Genomic DNA, 25739 nt, shown 5'->3' on the forward strand with positions numbered 1-25739 from the left:
CGGCACGGCGACGCCCGGACCCACCGCCCCTCCGGCGGGGAACACCGCCGGGGGCGCGGACCCGGTGCCGGCGCGGACACCACGGCGCGGCACCGGACCGCACCGGGACACGGAGGGAGGCACGTGAGCGGGTTCGCGGTGAGCGGCTACCTTCCGCTGCGCTACGTCCTGACCGACACCCTCGCCGTACGCACCTCCTTCGACCCGCTGCGCGTGGACTCCGAGCACTCCGTCAGCGGCCGCGCCCAGCGCGGCATGCTCGCCGCCGCGCTGCGGCGCGCCGGCCGCGACCGCGAACTCCACGACTGGGTGGCCCGCGGCGAACAGATCCGCTTCGCCCCCGCCCACCCCCTTCTGGAGGCCGGGGCCGCCCACCCCGCCCCCGCCCACCTGTACACGCCGGGCAAGGACGGCGACACCACCGTCGACGCCTTCGGCCCCACCGACCCGGCCACGCCCTACCGCGCGGTCCGCGACCCCCTCACCCCGGACCGCTCCCTGCGCGCCGCCGTGCGCACCACCACCGAGCAGTACCTCGGCCGCCCCCGCACCGGTGACGCGCCCCGGGGCGTGCCCTTCCTCACCACCAGCATCGACCCCGGCCAGGTCTTCGAGGCCCGCTGGCAGCTGCGCGCCCGCGACCACGCCGCCCTGAGGGCGCTCGCCGAACGCCTCGCCGCCTTCCTGGCCCAGGCCGACGGCACCCTCACCCTCGGCTCCGGGGGCACCCGCGCCCACGGCGGCGTCCGCGTGGCCCCCGCCGACCCCGACCGCCTCCTGTCGCCCGACCGCGTCGAACCCTCGGGCCCCCGCTCCTGGACCGCCGGGACCCCCTTCGACCTGCTCCTGCTCTCCCCGGCGCTGCTGGTGGGAGACGACGGCCAGTACCGCCCGGCGCACCTGGTGCCCGCCGTGCTCGACCTCCTGGCCCGGCGCCTGCCCGGCGCCCGGGCGCGCGTCCTCGCCAGCCACGCCGAGGCCGGGCTCGTCGGCGCCTACCACCGCGGCTACCACGGCCCCATGGCCCAGCGCTGGGCCGCCCGACCCGGCGCTGTGGTCCGCCTGGCCCTGGACCGAGACCTGGACACCGGGCGGGTCCGCGACCTGGAGGCGCACCCCCTGGGCGAACGGGTCGTGGACGGGCACGGACAGTTCACCCTGCTCTGCCCGCCCCCTCCCGGCCCCGAACCCCTCGCCCCGCCGGCCGCCCCCCTCGCGGGCCGCCCGCCGGGCACCGTCGCCCTCCCCGACGGCCGCGCCGTCCCCGCCGCGGCGCCCCCGCCAGGGGAGGAGGACGACCAGCTGCGCGCCCTGTACGACGCGCTCCTGTGGAACGCCGCCGTCCAGCCCGTCCGCGACCACGCCCGCGCCCTGGTCCGCGGCTCCGCCCGCCGGCTCTCCCCGCTCACCCCCGGCCTGCTGGGGCGCCTGCGCGAGGTCGCCGCCCACCCCCACTCCACCCCCGAGGACGCCCTGGCCGCCCTCGGACGCACCGTCCGCGGCCGCGTCCCCGGCCACACGGGCACCCCCAAGGTCCCGCACGACCGCGCCGCGCGCACCCTGGACCGGGCCCGCCTGGTCCGCCCGGGCCACGACCGCCCCGTCAGCGTCCGGTCCTGGCTGGCGGACCTGTCCGGCGGGGCCGAGGCCTGGTGGCGGGACAACCGGCCCCACCCCGTGCACAGCCCCGCCTACGCCCGGGCCGTCGCCGCCGTGGACCTCTCCCTGCCCGACGGCCTGCCCCCCGAGGACGGGGGCCTGTCCGCCCGCGCCCGCGACTGGGAGCGCCATGCCGCCGCACGCCTCGCCCTGGTCCTGGTCTCCTCCTGGCTGGCAGAGGCCGCCCGCCTGCCGCGCGCCGAGCAGGACGGGGGACGCCCCGGCGGGGGAGGCCCGGGGTGAGCGGCGAGCCAGCCCCGCCCGGGCTGCTGTGGGAGGTCGCCCTGCGGCTGTGCCTGCTCTCCGACACCCACGTCGGGGCGGCCCGGGCCAGGCCCCGCCACGCCGCCGGAAGCGACGCGGACCTGCACGTGGACCGCGACCCGGTCACCGGCGCGCCCCGTCTGCGCGCCACCACCCTGGCCGGGCTGCTGCGCCACGAACTCGCCGCCCGCACGGGCGACCCCGACGACGTCCGCGCCCTCATGGGCTCGGCGGAGTCCGAGGCCGCGCCGGGCGGGGAGGGGGCCGCCGCGAGCGCGCTGGACCTGGACGACGCCCGCGCCGAACTCCCCGAGGACACCGCGGTCGCGGTCCGCACCGGCATCCGGGTCGACCCGGCCGCGGGCACCGTCCAGCCGGGCCGCACGTGGCGGTGGGAGATCCTGCCCGCGGGCACCGTGTTCACCGCCCACCTGCGCCTGCACGTGCCCGCACCGGCCGACGAGGCCCGCCTGCTCACCCTGCTGCTCCTGGCCTGCGACGGACTCTCCGGGCCCGGCGGGTCCGGCCCCGGCATCCGCGTGGGCGGGCGCACCGGCCGCGGCTACGGCGCCGTCCGCGCCACCCACTGGTCGGCGCGCCGCCACGACCTCACCGACGAGCGCGGCTGGCTCGCCTACCACGCGCGCTCCTGGGCCCGGCGCTGGGAGGAGGGCGCCGACACGCTCGCCGACGCCCCCGCCGACCTGGCCACCGCCCTGACCGGGGCCCTGCGCGCCTGCGGGCGCGGGGCCACCGCCGCCCGCGCGCTCGCCCGCGCGCACCGGCCCGACCGCCGCCACCGCGCCGAACTCCACCTGACCCTGGCCGTCGCCGAGCAGCCCGATCCCACCGCCCCGCCGCCGCGCGACCCCAGGCCCGGCCTGCTCATGGTCGGCGACGCCCCCGCCCCCGAACGCCTGGGCGAGGCGGACCGGGCACACCGCCACCGCCCCGCCGTCACCGACCCGGACAAGGCCGCCGTCCACCCCGCCCCGGTCCTGGGCGACACCGCGCTGTTCGCCCTGTTCAAGAGGATCGGCGGCCGACTGGTCCGGGACGCGGCCGAACACCTGGGGGCCGGGCCGGACCGGTGGCGCGACTGGCACGACCACTGGTGGGGCGCCGACACCGACCGGCGCGGCCTCCCGCGCCCCGCCCGGATCCGGCTGCGCACCGTCCCCGTGCTCACCGGCGGAGCGCCCCTGACCGCCACCCGGCTGACCGTGGACTCCCTCTTCGGCGACGCCGTGGACGGCCGCCTGTTCACCACCGACCTGCACTGCGGCGGCGGCGCCGAGGCGGTCCTGGACGTGCGCGAGCCCGACGACGCCGTCCGCGGTCTGCTCGCCCTCCTCGTGCGGGAGCTGGCCACGGTACCCTTCGACACCCTCGGCGCGGGCGCCGGAACCGGGAACGGGCGCCTGACCGCCACCCGCGCCCTCCTGACCACCCATCCCCCGGGCGGAGGGCCACCGGACACGGTGGACCTGCTCACCGCCCTGTTCGCACCCGACAGCGCCGACGCGGCCACCGCCCGCGGCTGGCTGGCCGCCCTGCACGCCGCGCTCGCCCCCGCGCCCACCACGGAGGAGCCCAGGTGAACCACGAGCCCCCGCGCCCGCACGGCCTGGCCGCGCGCCGACTGACCGCCGCGCAGGTCGACGGAGTCCTCGACGACGTCTTCGTCCACGGTGTCCGCTGCCGCCTGCTCGACGCCGGCGTCCCGGGCGTGCCCGGCGCACCGGACCGGCCGCAGTGGCTGCTCGCCGAACTCGGCGACGGCCGCGTCACCGGCGCCTGCCCGGGACCGCGGTGGCGCCGCTCGGACCAGCCGCCCACCGCCCACCTGTCGGCAGCGCCCCCTGGGTCGGCCGACCGCTGGCGGGTCCTGGAGGTCCTGGTGTTCGGTCCGCACGCGCAGATCCGGCTCGGGGAGGGCGCCGAGACCGGGTGGATCAGCGCGGACGCCCCCGGCGACATCCCCGAGGAGTTGCGCCCGCGCGAGCGCTCCCTCCTCCTCCAGGGCTGGAACGGCCCCTCCTCCAGCCGCACCCTGGACGGAGAGGTGCCCCTGTCGGTGACGCGCGAGCCCTCCGGCACACAGGCGGTGCTCCCGGTGGCGTGGACCGACTTCTCCGGCCGCCTCCGGCCCGTGTCCGGCGCCGGAACCGCCCTGGAGAGCACGGGCACCTGGCTGACGGTGCGCGAGTACTGGGCACAGGACCCCGCCACCGGCGCGGTGGGCGTGGCCTTCCACCGGCTCACCGGGATGCGCCCGGGGGTCAAGCCGACCGGGCCGGAGTTCGACGTGGGCACCGGGGACGAGATCCGGCGGGCGGAGCAGCCGTGGTGAGCCCCGGAGAGTGCGGCGACGCCCCGCGCCCGCGGGCGGGACGGTTCCACGCCACCGCACCCTACGGTCTGGTCCGGATCGCCGACACCCCCATGCCCGCCGCCGACCTGCACGGCGACCACCCCACCGACGACCTGCTGCGCAGCCACGACCGCACCGTGGCGGGCACCCACTCCGGGTGGATCGACCTGACCCTGACCACCCTCACCCCCACCTTCGTCGGCCAGACCCTCGAACGCGGGCGCGTGAACGCCTCCACCCGCTTCCCGCACGGCGACCGCCACCTGCCCGCCGTCCCCGGCTCGACCCTGCGCGGCCTGGTCCGCAACACCGTGCGCATGCTCACCAGCGGCGAGACCGGCCCGGTCAACACCCCGATGCTGTTCTTCCGCGCGCCCGTGCGCATCGACCCCGACAGCGCCGACAGCGCCCTGTCCACGCGCGCCCGCAGGGTCATGGCCCACCAGCACTCCCACTACCGCAGGCGCCGGTCCGGGCTGCGCACCAAGCAGGGGTTCCTGTTCCACTCGCCGTCCGACGGGCGCTGGTACGTGGTCGAGGTCCCCGCCACCGCCCTGTCGGGCGAGCCCGGCCAGGCGCTCAAGGTGCCCTTCACGGTCCTGCGCGAGAGCCTGCGCACCTGGGACTTCGGCATCGACGACTTTCCCGATCCGCCCAGGAGCAACACCTACGTCCCCACTACCCACGAACAGCACGGGCACCTCCAGTACCGGTGGGTGCACGCCGTCCACCTGCCCGGGGAACGGCGCGTGGCCGCCGTCGCCCCCACCGAGGAGGAGGCCCGCGCCTACCTGGACGCCCGCGCCGACGACGCCCGCGACCTGGGCAGGGGAGGGGTGGTACGGGCCCTGGTGGTCCTGACCGGGGTCGCCGCGGGTGGGCGCCGCAACGCCTACCTCTTCCCCCGGCCCGCCGACCTGGGCGGACGCCTGCGCGTCCCGGACGCCATGGTGGAGCTGTTCGAGTCGGCCGAGCAGGTCACCGGCTACCAGCGCGCCGCCTTCCCCGACACCCTGGGCACGGGCGCGGCCGACCCCGTGCGCGAACCGGTCGCCGGGGCCAGCGGCGGCGGCCTGCCCCGCCGCGGGCTCGAACCGGTCTGGTTCGACCTCGACGCGTCCGGAGAGGTGGTCTCCTTCGGTCGCTCCGGCGGCTACCGTATCGCCGTCAGCGACGACAACCCGGTCCGCCGGGCCCTGCCCGCGCCCGTCCTGGGGCCCCAGCACGGCGACCCGGGCAGGGCCGCCCTGGCGGGGCGCACGGTGGACGTGTGCCGGGCCCTGTTCGGAGACACCGACACCTTCGCGGGCGAGGCGGGGGCGTCCAAGGGCCGGGTGTCCTTCGGCAGCGCGCTGAGCACCGACCCCGACCCGGACTACCCCGACGGCGCGGCCCTGCGCGTGCAGCTGCTCTCTCCCCAGCGCGGCTGCTTCGCCAACTACCTGCTCCAGGGGCCCGACGCCGCTTCGGGGGAGCGGCCCGACATCATCACGTGGTCGCACGAGGGCCTGGTGCGACTGGGCGGGTACAAGGTGTACCTGCACCGGCACCGCGCCGCCCCGGGCGGACCGGTGCGCTACGACGCCCGCACCCAGGAGGAGCTGGGGCTGACGGTGCTGGCTCCGGGGTCCCGGCCCGAACCGCCCCGCGACACCCAACGTGACGTCGTCCCCCTCCGCGATGGTCTCACCTTTCGCTCACGCATCACCTTCACCAACCTCACCGACGGCGAACTCGGTGCGCTGCTGCGCGCCCTGCTGCTGGACAACCCCGTGGACGGGGGCGACCCCGCCGACCCCGAGCACGCGCACAAGATCGGCATGGGCAAGTCGCTGGGCATGGGCAGCGTCCACCTGCGCCCGGAGCTGTACCTGGTGGACCGGCGCGCCCGCGCGCTGTCCCTGGACCCGGGCGCCGGGGTCGTGCGCGCCGGGCGGGAGCGGGTCCGGGGGTTCCTGGACGCCTTCGGCGCCGCCCTGGCGGCCAGACGCCTGCCGGGAGAGCCCGCACCCGGGCGCTGGCGGGAGGTGGACCAGGCGGTGGACGTGTGCCTGGCCAGCCGGTGGCGCGGCCGCTTGCCCTGGGAGGCGACCGCGGTGATGTCCCTGCGCGAGTTCGCCGAGTACCCGGTGCTGCCCCCGCTCACCCGGCGGTTCCGCGACGCCGGGAGGCCCGGAGGGCGGGTGGGGCACGGCGCGTAGGCGCGCCGGTGGCCGCCCCGTCCGTCCTCGTTCCCGGGGGTCCGCCGGGTGAGCGCGTCCCCTCACGGGCGTCCGTCGACGGCCTCGGCCAGCGCCTCCAGCAGGTCCGCGCGCAGGTCGGGGTCCTCCTGGGCTCCCCTCCACAGCGCCGGGGCGGGCTCCCGCTCCAGCAGCGCGCACAGCAGGGCGTCGAGCGCGCCCTGGGGGTCGGCCTCGAAGTCCCCCCGTGCCTCCTGGGCCCGCTCCGTCAGCTCCCGGGCGGTGCGCTCCAGCCAGGCGCGCTCCGACGCGTCCAGCACCTCGCGCCGCCGCGGGGACTCCTCCTCGGGTTCGGGGGCGTCGGGGACGGGGGAGTAGGGCGCGCTGCGCGCCCGCCCCCGCGCCTGCTGCACCAGCCGGAAGTGGACGGGCATGTCCACCGCCATCCGGCCCAGCACGCCGGTGAGCCTGCGGGCGACGTCCTCGCCGCTCATGCCGGGCAGCAGGCCGCGCAGCAGCAGGCGGCGCCGCTGGTCGGGGGTGCGGCCCGCGTCCGCGTCGCGCCCGGAGGCCAGTTCGGCCAGCTTGCGCAGCAGGTAGTCGCCGGTGGCGGTGGAGACCATGGGCGGTTCCCCGACCGCGGTCAGGGCGCGTCCGCGCAGGTCGGCGACGGGCACGGCGCTGCCGTCCTCGGTGAAGGAGACCGCCTCGCCCGGGTGCACGTCCTCGGGCAGGTCGGCGGCGGGGTTGCCCCAGCCCGCGGTGAGCACCAGCATCGCCAGCGCCTCCTGGTCGACCACGTCCGCGGCGACCCGGGACACGTCGCGGCGCTGCGCCCAGCGCCGCGGGCGCTCGGAGAACGCGCAGCGCACCCGGCCGTCGGAGGAGGCCTGCGGGTAGACCCGGCGCAGGTTCTTGTAGGAGCGGTCCCGGCGCACGTCGTCCAGGGCGTCGCGCAGCCGGTGCGCGGCGGTGCGGTCGACGGCGGTGCCGTCGGGCACGGCGCGGCTCATGCGCACGGCGATGACGCCCTCGGGGTCGCCTCCGTGCACCGGGCACGGGCAGTGCTCGGCGCACAGGTCGACATAGTCGCCGAACTGTTCGGAGTGACCCGAGCAGCCCTGCGCGGTTCCGTCCGCGGAGCACGGCCCGCACCCAAGAACGCGCGTGAAGGCGCGCAGGAAGGCGGCGGAGCCGAACAGCTCCCAGGCGGAGCAGTGGTGCGTGCTCACGAACTCTTCTCCCCGGTGGTCCGGGGCCGGGACGCTTCCCCAGCCCTCCGGGAAAGCGCGTGAGAGAACGCGAGACCTCAGGTGACACCCCCGCGCCAACGGGAGGTCACCTATCAAATTAGGCCCGCCGAGGGGGAAATGTCAATTGTCGGACCCCTGTACCAAGCAGGATGAATTTCTATAAACAAGTGCAAAATGGATATCAGCAACAATGGCCTCAGTGGCTACGGATTTTCCGGTCCGGCGCGTTCTCCGGGGACGTGCCCTGTGTCCGAGAGACTGCGGTGAGGGCGCGCCGCCGCCGGACCCGGCGGTCAGCCCGGCCGACGGGGAAGCGAGAGGAACGGAGGTCGCCGGATGCTGGTGGTCAACCTGACTCCGCATGTGGTGACAGTCGTGGACGAGAGGTCGCGCGTCATCCGGCGCTGGCCCGGATCCACCCGACCGGCCCGGGTGGAGGCCGTCCGCGTCCCCGTGGGCCTGGAGGTCGCCGGGGTCCCGCTGGTGGCCGAGGAGCGCACTCGGGCCGACCTACCCGAACCGCAGGAGGGCGTGTGGTTCATCGTCTCCTCCGTGGTCGTCTCCGCCCACCCCGAACGCCGTGACCTGCTGGTCCCCTCCGACCTCGTGCGCGACGGCAGCGGTGTGGTCACCGCCTGCCGGTCCTTCGTCGTCAGCGGCGCCCTGGTGCGGCTCGGCCTCCGCCCCCGGGACGCGGAGGCGGTCCCCTAGCGATGGACGCCCGCGCTCGCCGCGCCCCGCCCCCGTTCCGCCCGGAACGGGGGCGGGGCGCAGGGCCCCGGCGGCCGGGCCGGCCGGGGGACGGCATCCGGACCGGACGCCCGTACTGGAGAAACGGGGTCCCACCGCATAGCGTGGTCCTCCGACGCCCCCTCCCGGAAAACAGGACGCCGTGGACAGCCCCCGTGCCGCCGTCGTGCTCGTCGGACAGAACCCCACCCCCGCGCTGCTGTCCTCGCTCACCCTGCGCGCCGACCACCTGGCCCTGGTCGCCAGCGACGGGACCCGACCGCTGGCACGGCGCGTCGCCGCCGCCGTGGAGCGCCTGACCTCCCCCGAGTCGGTGAGCGTGGTGAGCGTGGGGCCCGACCCGCACGACTTCGGCCCGGTCACCGACACCCTGGCCGCCCTGCACCGCGCCAACGGCGGCGAACCCTGGTACCTGGACTACACCGGCGGCACCAAGGTGATGAGCGTGGCCGCGGCCCTGCTGCACGAGCGGGTCCTCCCACCGGACCGGCACCCCGGCTCCCGCCGCTGGCGCCACTACCTGGACGCGGTCCACGACCGGCTGCGCACCGCCGACGGCTCCCATCCGGGGCGCCCCCTGGTCAGCGACGGCGTCGACCTGCGCACCCTCGCCGGAATCCACGGCGCCCACTGGCTGGAGGACCGCGACCCCGAACCCGTGCGCCTCTTCGTCCAGGGCGGACGCCAGGCCCTCCAGGCGCGCTTTCCCGACCTGGCCCCGGCCGTGCGGCGCGGCGTCGTCGCCGAGGGCCGCGTCCTGTCCCACCTGCTGCGCCACACGCGCCGCCGGTCCGACACCGAGGTCGTCGGGGCACGCCAGGTCGCCGACCCCCGCCACCCCGGGGGTTCGGTCGCCGACTTCGACGCCGTCCTGCGCCACCGCCACCGCGTGCTGTGCGTGGAGGCCAAGACCCGCCCCGAGGACGTCGTCGCCCGGGCCGGGTGGACGGTGGCCAAGGCCCGCCGGGTCTTCGGCACCGCGGTCCAGGTGCTGTTCGTCCACTCCGGGCCCGCGGTCCCGGGGCTGCGCGAACGCGTCACCGCCTACAACCCCGCCCTGGCCGCCCGCAGCGTGCACGTGTGGAGCCTGGAGGACCTGCTGTCCCGGCTGACGTCGTTCGAGGACATCCGCGGCGCGTTCTTCCCGGTCCTGGCCTCCTCCGCCACGAACGGATCCCCGAGTCCGGTCCGCGCGCCCGGCCCGACGCCGGGACCCGGATCCGGTCCGGACGGAGCCCCGGGCCCCGGTCCCCGCCCCGCGCCGCCGGAGGCCCCCGGGCCCCCGCCGCCCGGGTGCCACCCCGGACCGAAGGACGGACCCGTCCTGGTCACCTCCCTGGGCGGCAGCCGCCTGGGCACCCTCACCGCGGTGCACGCCCACCGGCCCGCCCGCACCCTGGTCCTGTCCTCCAGGCAGAGCGTGCGCGACCGGATGCGCGAGTCCGCGGCCCGGACCCTGTACGCCGTCGAGCACCCCGGAGCCCCCTCCGCCGACGCCGCCCTGCTCAGGGAGACCGGGTACCGCGACCGGGTCCGCTTCACCCCCGACCCCGTGGACGGCTCCGACGCCGACGCGGTCGCCGCCGTCGCCCAGGGCTGGATCGTCCGCGAACAGGGGGCCGAACCGCCGCCCCCGGTCGTCGCCGACATCACGACCGGCACCAAGGCGATGAGCCTGGGACTGGCCCTGGCCGCCCGCCGCACGGGCGCCTGCGCCACCTACCAGCTGGCGCGCAGGCGGACCGTGGTCTGCCTGACCCACGGCGAACTGCCCCTGCGGGGCCGCGCCAGCGTCGACTGGCACCTGGTCCTGCCCGGGTACACGCCGCTGCCCGGCACCGGAGCGGGGGACGGGGACGGCTCCCTGACCGGCAACGCCTGCCGCGCGGCACGCACCCAGGTGGACACCGTCCTGCTCGACGCCGCCCGCGCCGCCCTCGTGCGCGCGGCCAGCGGTCCGGTCCGGGTGTGGATGGACACCTCCCTCACCGACCCCGAGGAGTGCCTGACCGCCCAGGAGCGGCCCAGCCTGGTGCTCACCTTCGACGACCGCGCGGTGGGCCTGACCGCGCCCGGCTGGCGGCGGCGCCGCGACCCCGGCGGGGAGGCGCGCGAGGTGGGCCGGGGCGCGTGGGCGCAGAGCGTGTTCGCCGCCACCGCCCACCTCGGCACCCGCTGCGACGTGGCGGGAACGGTGGTCGCCCTGACCCGGCCGGGAGGCGACGTCAGCCGCGCGGTCGAACTCGTGGACTGGATCGCCCACGCCGACCCGTCACCGCGGGGCGGGCCCGGGCGGATCGCGTTCGGCGATCCCCTGCGCCCCCTCGTGGCCATCGCCTCCCCCGACGCCCTGCCCGCGCTGCTCGACACCGACGTCAGTCTGCTCTGACCCGCCGCCGACGCCGCCCCGGGCGCTCGGCCTGACCGTCTTTTTGCACGTCGGCGGACCCGTCCCGGAGGTTGTGGGCACCCTCGCCGGGCAGGATGGGAGGGCAGGCGGGCCGGGACGCGGGAACGGAGTCGGCGGTGCGGTGCGGGGTAGGTGCCCCCGGGCTCGGTGGGCTCATGGCGGTGGTGCTGGCCGCCGCCTGCTCTCCTCCCGCCGACGACCCCTTCCCCGGCCAGGACGTGGCCTGGCGGCCCTGCCACGAGAACGGGCGGACCACCGGACCCTCCGACCACGACACCGAACCCTCCGAGCGGCGAGCCACACCCACCACGCGCGCCACCGGCCCCGCCGACCGCGGATCCGACCCGGAGTGGCTGGAGAACCTGGAGTGCGGCACGGTCACGGTCCCCCTGGACCACGACGAGCCCGGCGGCAGGACCCTCGACATCGCCCTGGTCCGCGCGCCCGCCAGCGGCCCGCCGCAGGAGCGCCTGGGCTCCCTGGTCGTCAACCCGGGCGGTCCCGGCGCCTCCGGGGTCCGGGCACTGGACACGCCCCTGTTCGGCGACGACGTCCGCGCCGCCTTCGACCTCGTCTCCTTCGACCCGCGCGGCGTCGGGGACAGCGGCGGCTTCGCCTGCGGGGACCGGTACGCCCTGGTCGAGGCGCGCCAGGGCGTGGCCGGTACCGACCCCGGCGACCTGGACGCCGTCGAACTCCAACCCCTGGAGGACGCCGCCCGCAGGTACGCCGGGGCCTGCGCGCAGACCGTGGGGGAGGAGTTCCTGACCCGCCTCGGCACCGTCCACGTCGCCCATGACCTCGACATCGTCCGCGACGCCCTGGGCGAGGAACGGCTGAACTTCGTCGGCCACTCCTACGGCGCCCACCTGGGCGCCCTCTACGCCCACCTGTACCCCGACCGCGTCCGGGCGGCGGTCCTGGACGGCGCCGCGGCGCCCGGCACCTCCAACGCGCGGGCCGCCGTCGAGCAGGCCTCCGCCCTCCAGGGCACCTGGAACGCGTTCGTGGCCCACTGCGCCCGCGACGCGGCCTGCCCGTTCGCCGGAGCGGACCGCGCCCCCGGCTCCGGCGGCTCCGGAACCCTCAGCGAGGCCGACGTCCGGGCGGCCGCGCTCCTGCGCGGCCTCGACCGCGTCCCCGCCGAGGCCGAGGGGATCCCGGTGGACGGGCGCGCACTGACGGCCATGGTGGTCATGGAGCTGTACCGCGAGGACGGCTGGGACCTGCTCGCCGACCTGTTCACCGCCCTCGCCGGGGACGACGCAGAGGGGACCGCGCTCCACCTCGGGCGGCTCCACGACCGCACCTTCGGCGCGTACGCGCGGGCCGGCTCCGACGAGGCCGTACCGGGAACGGAGCACCAGGACCCGGGCGCGGTGTTCACCGCCGTGAACTGCGCGGACCGCGCCGACCCGGTGACCGTGGAGGCCTACCGCGACGCCGCCGACGAGGCGGCCGACCTCGCCCCGCTGTTCGGCCCCGACCCGGTGTGGGACCACCTGCCCTGCGCGTACTGGCCCGAGACGGGGGAGGCCCCCGCGGCGACCGCGCCGGACGCGCCCCCGATCGTGGTCGTGGGCGCCGTCGGCGACCCCGCCACCCCCTACGCCTGGGCCGAGGAGCTGGCCGAACGTATGGAGACCGCCACCCTGGTCACCTACGAGGGGGCGGGGCACACCGTCTACGGCACGGGCCGCAGCCCGTGCGTGGACGAGGCGGTGGACGCCTACCTGCTCACCGGCCGGGTCCCCGAGCCCGGGCTCACCTGCCCCGGCACACTCGACTGAGGCGCCCGGACCCGCGTGAGACCCGCCGTCCGCGCCCGCACGCCGACACCGGCCAGCGCGGGCGGCGAGAACCCACCGAGCCGCCCACGCCCCGCCCGGAACCGCACCGCCCTCCTCCCGCGCGGACATCCCGGAGGGACGCCGCCCGGCGGAGGAGGGGCACCGCACGCACGACCGCCCCGACCGGATCCGGTCGGGGCGGTCGTCGGCGTCGAGACGGACTACAGCTTCGAGGCCGCCGCCTCGTCCACCCAGAACACGGTCCGCTCCGCGCCGCGCGCACCGGCCACGGGGGCCTCGTCCACGCTGCCCCCGGCCAGGCCCAGCCGCACGGCCTCGGCCTTGCCCTCGCCCGAGGCCAGCACCCACACCTCGCGGGCCGTCCGGATCGACGGCAGCGTCAGGGTGATCCGCCGCGGCGGGGGCTTGGGCGAGTCGTGCACCGCGGCCACCGACGCCTCGTCCTCGCGCACCCCCGGCAGACCCGGGAAGAGCGAGGCCACGTGCGCGTCCGGGCCCACGCCCAGCAGGCACACGTCGAACACGGGCACCGGTCCCCGGGCCCGCGCGGCCACCGCCAGCTCCCGGCCGTAGCGGGTGGCGGCGTGCTCGACGTGGTCGCCGTCCAGCCCGTCGGAGGCGGGCATCGGGTGTACGTTGTGCGCGGGCACCGGAACCGCGTCGATCAGCGCCGCGCACGCCTGGGTCTCGTTGCGCTCGGGGTCCTTGTCCGGCAGGAAGCGCTCGTCACCCCACCACAGGTGCACGTGCGACCAGCCGATCCCGGCCTCCAGGGCGTGGTCGCGCACCGCCTCCAGGGTGCGGATGCCGATCCCGCCCCCGGTCAGCACCAGGTGGAAGTCGCGCTTGTCCGCCTCGGCCTGGACGATCATGTTCACCAGCTTCAACGCGACGCTGTCGGCCAGCGCCCCCGCGTCGGAGTGGCGGACGATCTCCGGTTCGCTCATCCTCGTGCTCCGCTTCCGGACAGCAGCGGCTCCAGGTGCCGGGCCGCGCTCTCGTAGATCTCGTCGGGGTCCAGACGGCGCAGCTCCTCGGCCAGGGCCCCGGAGGCGGCGCGCCGCGACAGGGCCACCGTCTGGTCGGGCTGGCCGAACCGCGACAGCGTGGCCACCCGGCCGTCCACCCGGGAGATCGTGATGTCTCCCTGGTCGGTGGTCAGGCGGACCTCGGTCAGGCCGGGGCCGTGCGAGGTCTCGCGTGCCACCGGCACGTCCAGCCGGTCCGACAGCCACGCGGCCAGCAGCTCGGCGCTCGGGTAGTGCGACTCGGCCGTCACACTGGCCGAGGTCACCCACCCGCAGGGCTGGTCCATGGCGCTGGCCAGCAGCGAGCGCCACGGCGTCAGCCGGGTCCAGGTCAGGTCGGTGTCGCCCGGGCTGTAGTGGGACACCCGCTCCAGCAGGTCGCTCACCGGGTCCGGTGCGCGCAGCGCGTCGGTGATCCGGCGCTGGGCCAGGCGTCCGATCGGATCGGCGGCCGGGTTGGCCGGGCCCACGCCCGGCCACCACACCACCACCGGCGCCTCGGGCACCAGCAGCGGGGTGACCACCGAGTCCGCGTGCTCGCCCAGCGGCCCGTACAGCCGCAGCAGCACCGCCTCGCCGGGCCCCGAGGTGCCCGGGCGGCGGATCTCGGCGTCGATGGCCGGTTCGGCGTCGGGGTCGCGCCGCACCAGCGCCACCACGCGCGAGGGGTGTTCGCGGCCCGCCTCGGTCGCGGCGCGCACCGCGTCGTAGTGGTCGGCCTCGTCGGTGACGATGACCAGGGTCAGGACCATGTTCATGGCACCGCCGCCCACGCTGAGCCGCTCGGCCATGAGCGCCTCGGCGATCTGCGAGGTCGTGGTGCGCGGCAGGTAGAGCGTCATCGGTTCCTCCCGGCGGGGTCGTGGCTGTTCACGGGCGCCGCCACTGGCGTCCGTCCCTGGAGAGCAGCTGCTCGGCCGACTCCGGGCCCCAGGTGCCCGAGCCGTACTGCTCGGGCTGGCCCGCCTTCGACCAGTACTCCTCGACCGGGTCCAGGATCCGCCAGGACAGCTCGACCTCCTCCTGGCGCGGGAACAGCGGCGGGTCGCCGATGAGCACGTCCAGGATGAGCCGCTCGTAGGCCTCGGGGCTGGCCTCGGTGAAGGACTGCCCGTAGGCGAAGTCCATGCTCACGTCGCGGACCTCCATGCTGGCCCCGGGCACCTTGGAGCCGAAGCGCAGCGTCACGCCCTCGTCCGGCTGGATGCGCAGCACCAGGGCGTTCTGCCCCACCTCGCTGACGTCGGTGCGCGGGAACAGCTGCTGCGGGGCGGCCTGGAACACCAGCGCCACCTCCGTCACCCTGCGGCCCAGCCGCTTGCCGGTGCGCAGGTAGAAGGGCACGCCCGACCAGCGCCGGGTGTCCACCGACAGCTTCAGCGCCGCGTAGGTCTCGGTCACCGAGTCGGAGGGGATGCCCTCCTCCTCCAGGTAGCCGCGCACCGCCGCGCCGCCCTGCCAGCCCGCCGCGTACTGGCCGCGCGCGGTGCCCGTGGACAGGTCCTCGGGCAGCGACACCGACGCCAGCACCTTCTCCTTCTCCGCGCGCAGCGCGTCCGCGCTGTAGGAGATGGGCTCCTCCATCGCCACCAGGGCCAGCAGCTGGAGGAGGTGGTTCTGGATGACGTCGCGGGCCGCGCCGATCCCGTCGTAGTAGCCCGCCCGGCCGCCCACGCCGATGTCCTCGGCCATGGTGATCTGCACGTGGTCCACGTAGCTGCGGTTCCACAGGGGCTCGAAGAGGGTGTTGGCGAAGCGCAGGGCCAGGATGTTCTGGACCGTCTCCTTGCCCAGGTAGTGGTCGATGCGGAACACCGACGAGGGCGGGAACACGTCGTCCACCACCGCGTTGAGGTCCCGGGCGCTCTCCAGGTCGTGGCCGAAGGGCTTCTCGATCACCACCCGCCGCCACGGCCGGATCCCGCCCTCCGAGACCTGGTCCTCCTCGGGTTCGGCCAGGCCGCTCCGCTTGAGCTGCTTGACCACGGTGGGGAACAGCTTGGGCGGCAGCGACAGGTAGAACGCGTAGTTGCCGCCGGTGCCGCGCTCGGTGTCCAGGGTGCGCACGCACTCGGCCAGGCGGTCGAACGCGTCGTCGTCGTGCAGCTCGCCCTGGACGAACCGGACGCCCTCGCTGAGCTGGCGCCACACGTCCTCGCGGAACGGGGTGCGCGCGTGCTCGCGCACCGCCTGGTAGGCCTCGTCGGCGAAGTCCTGGTCCTCCCAGTCCCGGCGGGCGAACCCCACCAGGCCGAAGCCCGGCGGCAGCAGCCCCCGGTTGGCCAGGTCGTAGATGGCCGGCAGGAGCTTCTTGCGGGCCAGGTCGCCCGTGACGCCGAAGAGCACCAGCACGCTGGGTCCGGCGATACGGGGCAGTCTGCGGTCCAGGGCGTTGCGGAGCGGGTTGGGTACCGCTCCCGGCATCACCGGTTCTTTCACGTTCCCGTCTTTCCTGTCGAGAGTGGCCGGTGGGACGCTGGGCGCCGCCCCCGCCGGGGGCAGGCGGGTGGGGACGGGCGGAAAGGGCGCGGCCGTCCCGTCGCCGGGGCGGCCGCGCGGTTCAGGACAGCTTGTCGAGCTTGGCCGAGAGCGCGCTCAGCAGGCTCTCCCAGGACTTGACGAACTTGTCCACGCCCTCGTCCTCCAGCACGGCGAACACGTCGGTCAGGTTGATCCCGGCGTTCTCCAGCGCGGCGAAGTCGGCGCGGGCCTGCTCGTAGGTGCCCAGCACGGTGTTGCCGGTGATCTCGCCGTGGTCGGCGGTGGCCTCCAGCGTGGCCTCCGGCATCGTGTTGACGGTGTCGCGCGCCACCAGCTGCGCGACGTAGAGGGTGTCCTCGTAGGAGGGGTCCTTCACGCCGGTGGAGGCCCACAGCGGCCGCTGCGGCGTGGCGCCGTGCTCCTCCAGGGCCTTCCACTCGGGGGAGGCGAAGACCTCCTGGTGGGCCTCGTAGGCCAGGCGGGCGTTGGCCAGGGCGGCGCGGCCCAGCAGGGACAGCGCCTCGTCGGTGCCGATCTCCTTCAGGCGCTTGTCCACCTCGGTGTCCACGCGGCTGACGAAGAACGAGGCCACCGACTGGATGCGGGACAGGTCGTGGCCGTTGGCGCGGGCCAGCTCCATCCCCTCCAGGAAGGCGTCCATCACCTGGCGGTAGCGCTCCAGGGAGAAGATCAGCGTGACGTTGACGCTGATGCCCTCGCCCAGCACCCGTGTGATCGCGGGCAGGCCCGCGGCCGTGGCCGGGATCTTGACCATCAGGTTGGGCCGGTCCACCATCCACCACAGCGCCTTGGCCTCGGCGGCCGTGCGCTCGGTGTCGTTGGCCAGGCGCGGGTCCACCTCCAGGGAGACGCGCCCGTCCACGCGGTCGGTGGAGTCGTAGACCGGGCGCAGGGTGTCCGCGGCCCAGCGGATGTCGTAGGTGGTGATCATGCGCACCGCCTCCTCCACCGTCACGCCCCGCACGGCCAGCTCGTGGACCTGCTGGTCGTAGGCGTCGCCCTCGGCGAGCGCCTTGTCGAAGATGGTGGGGTTGGAGGTGACGCCGACCACGTGGCGGGTCGACATCAGCTCGGCCAGGTTGCCGGAGCGCAGCCGCTCACGGCTGATGTCGTCGATCCAGACGGACACGCCCGCCTGGGAGAGGTCGCGGAGTGCGTTGCTCATGGGTTCTTCCGCCTTCCTGGGGGCGGAGCGCCGCCCCCGGTCACACACGTCAAAGGAGGACGGGCCCCGCCGGGATCCTCCGGCGGGGCCCGCCGGGGTCAGCTGCCGGCCCTGGCGATGCTCTTGCGGGCCGCCTCGACGACCGCCTCGGTCGTGAAGCCGAACTTCTCGTACAGGACCTGGTACGGGGCGGAGGCGCCGTAGTGCTCCAGGCTCACCGACTCGCCGGCGTCGCCGACGTACTCGCGCCAGCCCAGGGCGATCCCGGCCTCCACCGACACGCGGGCGCGCACGGAGGAGGGCAGCACCTGCTCGCGGTACTCCTCGCTCTGGCGCTCGAACCACTCCACGCACGTCATGGACACCACGCGGGTGGGCGTGCCCGCCTCCTGGAGCGCCTTGCGGGCGTCCAGGGCGATCTGCACCTCGCTGCCGGTGGCCATGATGATCACCTCGGGGGCGTCCCCGTCGGCCTCGGCCAGCACGTAGCCGCCCTTGACCGCGCCCTCGGCCGAGGCGTACTCCTCGCGGTCCAGGACGGGCAGGTTCTGGCGGGTCAGCGCCAGCGCGGACGGGCGGTCGCCCCGCTCGATGACCTCGCGCCACACCACGGCGGTCTCGTTGGCGTCGGCGGGGCGGATCACGTCCAGGCCGTAGATGGCGCGCAGCGCCCACAGGTGCTCGACCGGCTGGTGGGTGGGGCCGTCCTCGCCCAGGCCGATGGAGTCGTGCGTCCACACGTAGGTGACCGGCAGCTGCATGATCGCGGCCAGCCGGACCGCGGGGCGCATGTAGTCGCTGAAGACGAGGAAGGTGCCGCCGTAGGGCCGGGTCGGGCCGTGCAGGGCCATGCCGTTGAGGATGGAGCCCATGCCGTGCTCGCGCACGCCGAAGTGCAGGACGCGCCCGTAGGGGCTGCCCGGGAACATCTCGCTGGCGCGGTCGAAGGGCAGGAAGGACGGCTCGCCCTTGGGCGTGGTGTTGTTGGACCCGGCCAGGTCGGCCGAGCCGCCCCACAGCTCGGGCAGCAGCGGCGCCAGGGCCGAGAGCACCTCGCCGCTGGCCTTGCGGGTGGCCATCCCCTTCTCGCTGGCCTCGAAGGTCGGCAGGGCCTTCTCCCAGCCCTCGGGCAGCCGCTTCTCGACCAGGCGGTCGAACAGTTCGGCGTGCTCCCCGGCGCTCTCGTGCCAGGCCCTGAACTCCACCTCCCAGGCGGCGCGGGCCTCGCGGCCCCGGTCCACGGCGCGGCGGGTGTGCTCGATCACCGCGTCCTCGACGGCGAAGGGCTCGTCGGGCAGGCCGAGGATCGCCTTGGTGGCGGAGATCTCGTCGGCGCCGATGGCCGCGCCGTGGATGGCGCCGGTGTTCTGCTTGTTGGGCGCGGGCCAGCCGATGACGGTGCGCAGGCGGATGAAGGTCGGGCGCTGGGTCTCGGCCTTGCCGCGCACGATCGCCTGGAACAGGGCCTCGACGTCCTCGACGTACTCGCCGGTGGCGCTCCAGTCGACCTCCTCCACGTGCCAGCCGTAGGCGCGGTAGCGCTCGGCCACGTCCTCGGAGTGCGCGATGCGGGTGTCGTCCTCGATGGAGATCCGGTTGTCGTCCCAGATCATGATGAGGTTGCCCAGCTGCTGGGTCCCGGCCAGGGCGCTGGCCTCGTGGCTCACGCCCTCCTGGACGTCGCCGTCGGAGCAGAACGCGTAGATGTGGTGGTCGAAGGGGCTGGCGCCCGGGCCGGCCTCGGGGTTGAACAGGCCGCGCTCGCGGCGGGCGGCCATGGCCATGCCGACCGCGTTGCCCACGCCCTGGCCCAGCGGGCCGGTGGTGGTCTCCACCCCCGGCGTGTGGCTGAACTCGGGGTGGCCGGGCGTGCGGCTGCCCCACTGGCGCAGGTTCTTGAGGTCGTCCAGTTCGAGCCCGTACCCGGCGAGGTAGAGCTGGATGTACAGGGTGAGGCTGGAGTGGCCGATCGACAGCACGAAGCGGTCCCGGCCCGTCCACTCGGGGTCCGAGGGGTCGTGGCGCATGATCTTCTGGAAGAGCAGGTAGGCGGCTGGCGCCAGGCTCATCGCGGTGCCGGGGTGTCCGTTACCCGACTTCTCGACCGCGTCCATCGCCAGGGCCCGGACCGTGTTGACGGCGCGGAGGTCGAGGTCCGACCACTCCAGGGTTTGCGGGGTGTGGGCGTTCACGGACTTTCGTTCTCCTTCTCGGGCACCCCCCGCGCCCGTGGGCCGGAGCGCGGGGTGTGTCGGTTGCGTTCGTTCTCGAACCGCCGCCGGGACCCGGGCGGCCCGCCGTGCGGGCGGGGCCGAGCACTGCGGGAACGCGCACCCGCGGCTGTTCAGGGCGCGGACGCGGCGTCCCCGGGCGACGGCCGCCGCGGGCTGGAGACCACGACGGATTCGGCCACGATCGAGCCTATCGTCCGCTACCCGGGATGTCGTTGCCCGACACCTCTCATTACCGGTCGGTAGGGGTGTGGGGAGCGCCTCCCCGGCGGCCGTCGGCGGCGCGGCCACCGGCGGCCGCGCCGCCGGGGCGGGGGCCGCGGGCGGTGCGTGGCGGGCTGGAAGCGCGTCGGGGCGTGTGCGACCCTTCAGTACACCCGGCGGACCACCGTACGCACCCGGGCCCGAGGACCAGCGGTTTTCCTTGTGAGGGGGCTGGTCTCAGGCGCGCGCGAGGAAGTACTACAGTATGTCGTTGACGGGGTTTCCGCCGATCCAGACGCTTTGTCGGTCCGCCGGCCCCCGCGTGGCGAGCAGTGTCGAAACCCCTAGAGTTGTCGAGGTATCCGCGTGTCTGAAACCGAGCCGGTGGCCCCCGGGGGGACGCGAGAGAACCGTCCGGCCGTGAGGACCGGGTACTGATGGCCCTCACCAACCGCGCCCCGCGGACGAACCCGCACGGCGACCAGCCCCAGGCCCCCCGCAGGGCCTCGCTGGGCGCCCACGTCCGCGCCTACGTCGCCCTTTCCAAGCCGCGCGTCATCGAGCTGCTGCTCATCACCACCATCCCGGTGATGTTCGTCGCGGCCGGGGGCGTGCCGCCGCTGTGGACCGCGGTCGCCACCCTGGTGTTCGGCACCATGTCGGCGGCGAGCGCGAACGCGATGAACTGCTACATCGACCGCGACATCGACCGTGAGATGCGTCGCACCCGCCAGCGCCCCGGCGCGATGGACCTGGTCACCCCGCGCGGAGCCCTCGTCTACGGCCTGGTGCTGGCCGTCGGCTCCACCGTCGGGTTCGCCCTGCTGGTGAACGTGCTCTCGGCCGTGCTGTCGGTCTTCGCGATCCTGTTCTACATCTTCGTGTACACGCTGCTGCTCAAGCGGCGCACCGCGCAGAACGTGGTGTGGGGCGGTATCGCCGGGTGCATGCCGGTGCTCATCGGCTGGGCCGCGGTGACCAACAGCCTGGACTGGGCCCCGTTCGTCCTGTTCCTGGTGGTGTTCTTCTGGACGCCGCCGCACACCTGGACGCTGGCCATGCGCTACAAGGAGGACTACGCGCAGGCCAAGGTGCCGATGCTGCCCGTGGTCGCCACCGACCGCCGGGTGCTGCTGGAGTGCGTGCTCTACAGCTGGGCCACCGCGATCGTGTCGGTGCTGTTCTGGCCGGTGGCGGGCACCACCTGGTTCTACGGCGCGGTCGCCGTCGCCCTGGGCGCGCTGCTGGTCGTCCAGGCGCACCGCCTGCTCAACCGCTCCCGCGCGGGCGTGACCGGCGCGCAGCTCAAGACGATGGGCTTCTTCCACCTGTCCAACGCCTACCTGGCGCTGCTGTTCGTGGCGGTCACCGTCGACCCCCTGATCGCGGGTCTCCTGGGCTGAGGCCGCCCGCGCCCGCGGGCGGCGTCCCGTCCGGGGGCCGCCCACGGGCGCCCGCGCCGTCACCGGTCGGGGCCCGCGCGGCCCTCCCGGCGGTCGGCCGGGGGCGAAAGCCGTGGTCGGCCCGGTTCCCGCTACGATCGGTGCCCATGCCCCGTCTCGACAGCAAGGCCATCCTCCAGGGCCGACGCTCGCGCTACTCGATGACCCTCATCCTGGGCACCACCGTCAGCGTGGTCTGCATGATCGGGATGCTGGTCTACCTGTGGCTGCTCGCCCTGGCCGGGGGAGCGGCCGCCGGGATCGACGGAGGGCTCGGCTTCGCCGTCAGCCTCGTCGCCGCGGTCATCCCCGTGTGCATCCTCGTGCCGCTCATCCTCATGCTCGACCGGATCGAGCCCGAGCCCGGATGGGTGCTGTTCTTCGCCTTCGCCTGGGGCGCGGGCGTGGCCGTGGTGGTATCCCTGCTGCTCAACAGCTGGGGCCTGGCCCACGTCACGGTCCCGCTGTTCGGCCGCGACCTGGGCGACTTCCTGGGCACGGCGGCGGTGGCGCCGCTGGTGGAGGAGAGCGCCAAGGGCGTGGTGCTGCTCATCCTGCTCTGGCGGCGCCGCCACGAGCTGGACACCTTCACCGACGGGGTGATCTACGCGGGGATGGTCGCCACCGGCTTCGCCTTCACCGAGAACATCCTGTACTTCCTCAGCGCGTTCTTCGACGGGACCCTGGTGGCCACCTTCGCCATCCGGGGGCTGATCGCCCCGTTCGGGCACCCGGTCTACACCGCGATGATCGGCATCGGCGTGGCCTACGCCGCCATGCGCTCCGGGGCCCTGCGCCTGCTGGCCCCCGTCGCCGGGTGGGCTGCGGCGGTGCTGCTGCACGGCATGTGGAACGGGTCCACCTACTTCGGCTGGTCCGGCCTGGCCGTCGCCTACATGGTGCTCTTCGGCGTGCTCATGGCGGTCTTGGCGCTGGCCACCCGCGACCGCCACCGGCAGATCGGCGCTATCGCCCGGTACCTGCCGCCCTACGTCTCCACCGGCCTGGTCACCCCGTCCGACATCGCCATGCTCAGCTCACTGCAGGGGCGCCGCCGGGCCAGGGAGTGGGCGGCGCGCAACGCCGGCCGCAGGGGCCGCGAGGCGATGCGCGAGTACCAGCTCGCCGCCACCGAGCTCGCGCTGCTGCACCGCAGGCTGGACGCCGGGCTGCCCGCGCCCGACTGGAAGGTGCACCGGGACTCGTTCCTGGCGCTGATGCACGTGGCCCGGGACGCCTTCCTGGGGCGGACGCCCCAGCCGGTCGCCCCGGGCTGGGCGGAGAACCCCACCGACTCCGGCTTCCTGCGCCGGGCCGACTTCGCCCACGTCATCGCCCAGGCGCGGGCACAACAGGACTACGTTCCCCGTCACGGTCAGCAGGGTCCTCGCTGAGCTCCTGACCCGGCGGCACCAGGCGCGTGGTGGAGAAGTACAGACGGGAGATCGCGACCCAGGTCAGGGCCGAGCCCAGGACGTGCAGGACCACCAGGGCCTCGGGCAGTTCCAGGGCGTACTGGGTGTAGCCCACGACGCCCTGGAGGACGACGGTGACCAGCAGGAACACGCTGCTCACGCGGACCGGCCGCCGGGCGCCGCCGCGGAAGGCGATGACCGTGGCCAGCACGGCCCCGGCCGTGGTGAGCCAGGCCAGCGCGGAGTGCAGGCGGGTGACCGCCGCCAGGTCGAACCCCCAGCGGGGGGCCGCGGCGTCGCCGCCGTGCGGGCCGGTGCCGGTGACGACGGTCCCGGCGACCAGCAGGACGAAGCCGACCACGACCAGTCCGACGCTCAGGGCGTGCAGCATGGGCCCCGCGGACACCTGGGGCTTGCCCTCGGGCTCCTGGCAGCGCACGTACAGGGCGACCGTGATGAAGACCATCACCATGGACAGCAGGAAGTGCGCGGCCACCGAGGCGGGGTGCAGGTCGGTCCACACGGTGATGCCGCCGACCACGCCCTGGCCCAGGACGCCGAACGGCACGATGACGGCCAGCCGGACCAGGTCGGGGCGGCGCGGGCTCATCCGCATGACCGCGACGAAGGTGATGACGGCGACCGCCAGCACGACGAAGGTGAGCGTCCGGTTGCCGAACTCGATGGCCGCGTTGAGCGCGGCGTGCCCTGTGTCGATGGGCACGAAGCTCTCCGGCGTGCACTTGGGCCACTCCGAGCAGCCCAGGCCCGAGGAGGTGACGCGCACGGTGGCGCCGGTGACGGCGATTCCGGCGTTGACGACGATGTTGCCGAGCGCCCAGGCCCGCAGAGACCGCTGCGTGGGTGTCCAGATCGTGCGCGCGAGCAGCACCAGAGCGAGCACTCCGGCGGTCGCGACGGCGATCTGCCAGCCCCACAGGGGGAATCCGAGAAGGGAGATGTCCTCCGCCGCGAGCGGGGGGACCGAGTTCGCGGCCAGCACCGCGGAGGCCGGGGAATCAGACATACGACAGACTGTAGTACATCGTCGCGGGAACCGGTGTCCACCCCCCGCGCAGTCTCCCACCTGGGCCGACACCGCCGTTCGGCACAGGGGGAGGGGGCGCCCACGCGTGGACGCCCCCTCCGTGGCGGCAGGACCCGTTTTCCCGATCGGCCCGATCCCGGGGCTCGTCGGTTCGGGAGGGCCCGCCTCCGATGGCCGGTCGGCGCGGTCCTAGCCGGCGTGGTTGGAGATGCACTGGTTGAGCAGGTCCAGGTCCAGGTTGATCAGACCGAGAAAGCCCTGCTCCTGCACGCACGCCTGGTAGACGTCGGTGTCGTTCTCGCCCGCGGAGGCGGTCCCGAACCCCATACCGAGCAGGCCGGCGGTGAACAGGGCGGTCATCATCATCTTGGCGGTGGTGCGCATGGCTTTCCCTTCGACTGCGTGTGATCGTGCCGTTTGGCCGACCCACCAGGACAGATAACCATTCGTGTCCATTCGGAAACACTCAGTAGCGAAACTCCTGTCCGCATCTTCCCGGACGGGCCGCCCCAACGGGCGCCTCGCGGACACGGCGGTCGCGGACCCCGCCCGCCTACCGCTCCTCTGGACCCTGCCGGGGCGACCGGGCGGACGCGTCGTCGGACTCGGGGCCGTCCCCGCGGTCGCGGGCCGAGGTGCGGGTGGAACCCGCGCTGGCCACGATCACGCAGGCCACCGCGAACCACTGCCACACGGTCAGGAGCTCACCCAGCACCACCAGGCCCACCAGCGCCGCGGCTGCGGGCTGGAGGCTCATCAGCACCCCGAACACGCGCGGCGGCATCCGGCGCAGCGCGGTCAGCTCCAGCGTGTAGGGCACCACCGAGGACAGCACGCCGACCACCAGGCCGAACAGCAGCAGACGCCAGTCCAGCAGGGCCGCGCCCCCCTCGTACACCCCGACCGGCGCCATGACGACCACGCCGACCACGCTGGCGATCGCCAGGCCGGACGTGCCGCTGAACCGCTGGCCCGTCGACGCGCTGAGCAGGATGTAGCCCGCCCAGGCCACCGCCGCCAGCACGGCGAACAGGATGCCCAGCGGGTCCATCGAGCCCGACTCCAGCCCCAGCGCGACCACGCCCAGCCCGGCCAGGCCCGCCCACACCAGGTCGATCCGGCGACGCGACCCCAGGATGGCGATGGCCAGCGGCCCCAGGTACTCGATGGTGACCGCGATCCCCAGCGGGATGCGCGCGAAGGCCTGGTAGATGAGGAAGTTCATCATCGCCAGCGCGACGCCGTAGCCGACCACCACCAGCCAGTCGCCGCGCGAGCGCGCCCTGAGCACCGGTCGCGCCACCAGGACCAGGAGCACCGCCGAGGTCAGCAGCCGCAGCCACACGACCGCGGCCGGGGGCAGCACGTCGAAGAGGTTCTTGGCCACCCCGGCGCCGGTCTGCACCGAGACGATGCCGACCATCACCAGCCAGACCGGGGGCACCGCCTCCACCGCTCGGAGCGGGGAGAACGCTGCCTGGGGCCGGGACGGAGTGCTCATGGGAAGTCATCCTACGTTTTCGGGGGTCCTCTCCGGCTCCCCGCCGTCCCCGGTCCGCGCCCGGCTCCGGTCCGCCCGGTCCGGGCCCCTCGCGGACCGGTCGGCCCCGGCCCGGTCGGCTCCCGGGGGCCGGGCCGCGACCGCGGCCAGCAGCAGTCCCCAGGCCGCCATGGCCACCGCGGGCTGCGCCAGCGTCATGACCAGCCCGTGCACCGTCTGGTCGGCCAGGCCGGTCAGGACCTGCACCCCGATCCACAGGAACGGCAGCGCCGCCGCGAGCAGGTTCACCAGCAGCGCGGCCCACACCAGTCCGGGCCGGGCGGGCCGCCGCCACAGCACCAGGGCGCCGCCCGCGGCGAGCAGGAACAACGGCGGGCCGAGGTAGCGGACCGCGATGAACCAGGGGACTCCGATCGCTTCCATGCCCGGACCCTATCGAGCCCCCACCACTGGCGGGCGAACGTGCAACAAACCGGCAAAGTGGTGTGAAATGGTCCGGGCC

The 25739-nt window shown here is 75.0% G+C and carries 19 protein-coding genes; 9 read left to right on the plus strand and 10 right to left on the minus strand.

Going from position 1 to position 25739, the window contains the following annotated elements:
• The first annotated feature begins 123 nt into the window (after positions 1-123).
• Genes G011_RS0122955 through G011_RS0122970 form a run of 4 tightly spaced genes read left to right on the plus strand, consistent with a single transcriptional unit; the run spans position 124 to position 6498 of the window.
• On the plus strand, positions 124-1902 hold the full coding sequence (locus G011_RS0122955; protein WP_019610524.1) for a hypothetical protein: 1779 nt from the start codon (positions 124-126) through the stop codon (positions 1900-1902).
• Positions 1899-3524, plus strand: coding sequence for an RAMP superfamily CRISPR-associated protein (locus G011_RS0122960; protein ID WP_019610525.1), 1626 nt, complete (start codon positions 1899-1901; stop codon positions 3522-3524). The genes G011_RS0122955 and G011_RS0122960 overlap by 4 nt, the downstream gene beginning before the upstream one ends.
• Entirely contained in the window at positions 3521-4276 is a 756-nt protein-coding gene (locus G011_RS0122965) for a hypothetical protein (RefSeq protein WP_019610526.1), read from the plus strand. The genes G011_RS0122960 and G011_RS0122965 overlap by 4 nt, the downstream gene beginning before the upstream one ends.
• A complete protein-coding gene (locus G011_RS0122970) occupies positions 4270-6498 on the plus strand; it encodes a TIGR03986 family CRISPR-associated RAMP protein (RefSeq protein WP_019610527.1) in 2229 nt (742 codons plus the stop codon). The genes G011_RS0122965 and G011_RS0122970 overlap by 7 nt, the downstream gene beginning before the upstream one ends.
• A gap of 62 nt (positions 6499-6560) precedes the next feature.
• Here the strand turns inward: G011_RS0122970 and G011_RS0122975 are convergent, their stop codons facing one another.
• Positions 6561-7709, minus strand: coding sequence for a hypothetical protein (locus G011_RS0122975; RefSeq protein WP_019610528.1), 1149 nt, complete (start codon positions 7707-7709; stop codon positions 6561-6563).
• 357 nt (positions 7710-8066) lie between these two features.
• Here G011_RS0122975 and G011_RS0122980 point away from each other — a divergent pair, with 357 nt between their 5' ends.
• The 3 genes from G011_RS0122980 (at position 8067) to G011_RS0122990 (ending at position 12680) form a co-directional block, all read left to right on the plus strand.
• Positions 8067-8441 carry a hypothetical protein gene (locus G011_RS0122980; protein ID WP_019610529.1) on the plus strand — a complete coding sequence of 125 codons (375 nt, stop codon included), beginning with the start codon at positions 8067-8069 and terminating at the stop codon, positions 8439-8441.
• A gap of 181 nt (positions 8442-8622) precedes the next feature.
• Positions 8623-10869 (plus strand): CRISPR-associated protein, encoded by a 2247-nt coding sequence (locus G011_RS0122985; protein WP_026338569.1) that lies wholly within the window; start codon positions 8623-8625, stop codon positions 10867-10869.
• A 176-nt stretch (positions 10870-11045) separates the two neighbouring features.
• On the plus strand, positions 11046-12680 hold the full coding sequence (locus G011_RS0122990) for an alpha/beta hydrolase (protein ID WP_019610530.1): 1635 nt from the start codon (positions 11046-11048) through the stop codon (positions 12678-12680).
• 221 nt (positions 12681-12901) lie between these two features.
• Here G011_RS0122990 and pgl read toward each other — a convergent pair whose 3' ends face one another.
• The 5 genes from pgl to tkt all read right to left on the minus strand — a co-directional run bounded on the left by pgl (position 12902) and on the right by tkt (position 19588).
• Positions 12902-13648 (minus strand): 6-phosphogluconolactonase, encoded by a 747-nt coding sequence (pgl, locus tag G011_RS0122995; RefSeq protein WP_013153995.1) that lies wholly within the window; start codon positions 13646-13648, stop codon positions 12902-12904.
• Complete coding sequence (locus G011_RS0123000) at positions 13645-14571, minus strand: glucose-6-phosphate dehydrogenase assembly protein OpcA (RefSeq protein WP_019610531.1); 927 nt, start codon at positions 14569-14571, stop codon at positions 13645-13647. Before G011_RS0123000 ends, pgl begins: the two co-directional genes overlap by 4 nt.
• A gap of 28 nt (positions 14572-14599) precedes the next feature.
• A complete protein-coding gene (gene zwf, locus G011_RS0123005) occupies positions 14600-16153 on the minus strand; it encodes a glucose-6-phosphate dehydrogenase (protein WP_013153993.1) in 1554 nt (517 codons plus the stop codon).
• 136 nt (positions 16154-16289) lie between these two features.
• Positions 16290-17396: a transaldolase gene (gene tal / locus G011_RS0123010; protein ID WP_013153992.1), complete on the minus strand. Its 1107-nt coding sequence runs from the start codon at positions 17394-17396 to the stop codon at positions 16290-16292.
• A gap of 98 nt (positions 17397-17494) precedes the next feature.
• Positions 17495-19588: a transketolase gene (gene tkt, locus G011_RS0123015; RefSeq protein WP_019610532.1), complete on the minus strand. Its 2094-nt coding sequence runs from the start codon at positions 19586-19588 to the stop codon at positions 17495-17497.
• 680 nt (positions 19589-20268) lie between these two features.
• Here tkt and G011_RS0123020 point away from each other — a divergent pair.
• Both G011_RS0123020 and G011_RS0123025 read left to right on the plus strand, forming a co-directional pair.
• Positions 20269-21234, plus strand: a complete 966-nt coding sequence (locus G011_RS0123020; protein WP_013153990.1) for a heme o synthase — start codon at positions 20269-20271, stop codon at positions 21232-21234.
• 146 nt (positions 21235-21380) lie between these two features.
• Positions 21381-22667, plus strand: coding sequence for a PrsW family intramembrane metalloprotease (locus G011_RS0123025; protein ID WP_019610533.1), 1287 nt, complete (start codon positions 21381-21383; stop codon positions 22665-22667).
• Here the strand turns inward: G011_RS0123025 and G011_RS0123030 are convergent.
• From G011_RS0123030 to G011_RS0123045, 4 genes are all read right to left on the minus strand, one after another.
• Positions 22603-23715, minus strand: a complete 1113-nt coding sequence (locus G011_RS0123030; protein WP_019610534.1) for a heme A synthase — start codon at positions 23713-23715, stop codon at positions 22603-22605. The genes G011_RS0123025 and G011_RS0123030 overlap by 65 nt on opposite strands.
• 210 nt (positions 23716-23925) lie before the next feature.
• Positions 23926-24120 (minus strand): hypothetical protein, encoded by a 195-nt coding sequence (locus G011_RS0123035; RefSeq protein WP_019610535.1) that lies wholly within the window; start codon positions 24118-24120, stop codon positions 23926-23928.
• Between the two features lie 169 nt (positions 24121-24289).
• Positions 24290-25237 carry a DMT family transporter gene (locus G011_RS0123040; protein WP_026338571.1) on the minus strand — a complete coding sequence of 316 codons (948 nt, stop codon included), beginning with the start codon at positions 25235-25237 and terminating at the stop codon, positions 24290-24292.
• A 6-nt stretch (positions 25238-25243) separates the two neighbouring features.
• Positions 25244-25660, minus strand: a complete 417-nt coding sequence (locus tag G011_RS0123045) for a hypothetical protein (RefSeq protein WP_019610537.1) — start codon at positions 25658-25660, stop codon at positions 25244-25246.
• Positions 25661-25739: the final 79 nt, after the last annotated feature.

The sequence above is a fragment of the Nocardiopsis sp. CNS-639 genome, from assembly GCF_000381685.1.
Lineage (GTDB): Bacteria > Actinomycetota > Actinomycetes > Streptosporangiales > Streptosporangiaceae > Nocardiopsis > Nocardiopsis dassonvillei.

Bases quoted from the DNA above. Each gene is read 5' to 3' on its own strand.
- G011_RS0122990 (WP_019610530.1), top strand. From the start codon at position 11,046: ATGGCGGTGGTGCTGGCCGCCGCCTGCTCTCCTCCCGCCGACGACCCC.
- pgl (WP_013153995.1), bottom strand. From the start codon at position 13,648: ATGAGCGAACCGGAGATCGTCCGCCACTCCGACGCGGGGGCGCTGGCC.
- G011_RS0123000 (WP_019610531.1), bottom strand. From the start codon at position 14,571: ATGACGCTCTACCTGCCGCGCACCACGACCTCGCAGATCGCCGAGGCG.
- tal (WP_013153992.1), bottom strand. From the start codon at position 17,396: ATGAGCAACGCACTCCGCGACCTCTCCCAGGCGGGCGTGTCCGTCTGG.
- G011_RS0123045 (WP_019610537.1), bottom strand. From the start codon at position 25,660: ATGGAAGCGATCGGAGTCCCCTGGTTCATCGCGGTCCGCTACCTCGGC.
- G011_RS0123020 (WP_013153990.1), top strand. From the start codon at position 20,269: ATGGCCCTCACCAACCGCGCCCCGCGGACGAACCCGCACGGCGACCAG.
- G011_RS0123040 (WP_026338571.1), bottom strand. From the start codon at position 25,237: ATGAGCACTCCGTCCCGGCCCCAGGCAGCGTTCTCCCCGCTCCGAGCG.
- G011_RS0122980 (WP_019610529.1), top strand. From the start codon at position 8,067: ATGCTGGTGGTCAACCTGACTCCGCATGTGGTGACAGTCGTGGACGAG.
- G011_RS0123030 (WP_019610534.1), bottom strand. From the start codon at position 23,715: ATGTCTGATTCCCCGGCCTCCGCGGTGCTGGCCGCGAACTCGGTCCCC.
- zwf (WP_013153993.1), bottom strand. From the start codon at position 16,153: ATGCCGGGAGCGGTACCCAACCCGCTCCGCAACGCCCTGGACCGCAGA.
- G011_RS0123035 (WP_019610535.1), bottom strand. From the start codon at position 24,120: ATGCGCACCACCGCCAAGATGATGATGACCGCCCTGTTCACCGCCGGC.
- G011_RS0123025 (WP_019610533.1), top strand. From the start codon at position 21,381: ATGCCCCGTCTCGACAGCAAGGCCATCCTCCAGGGCCGACGCTCGCGC.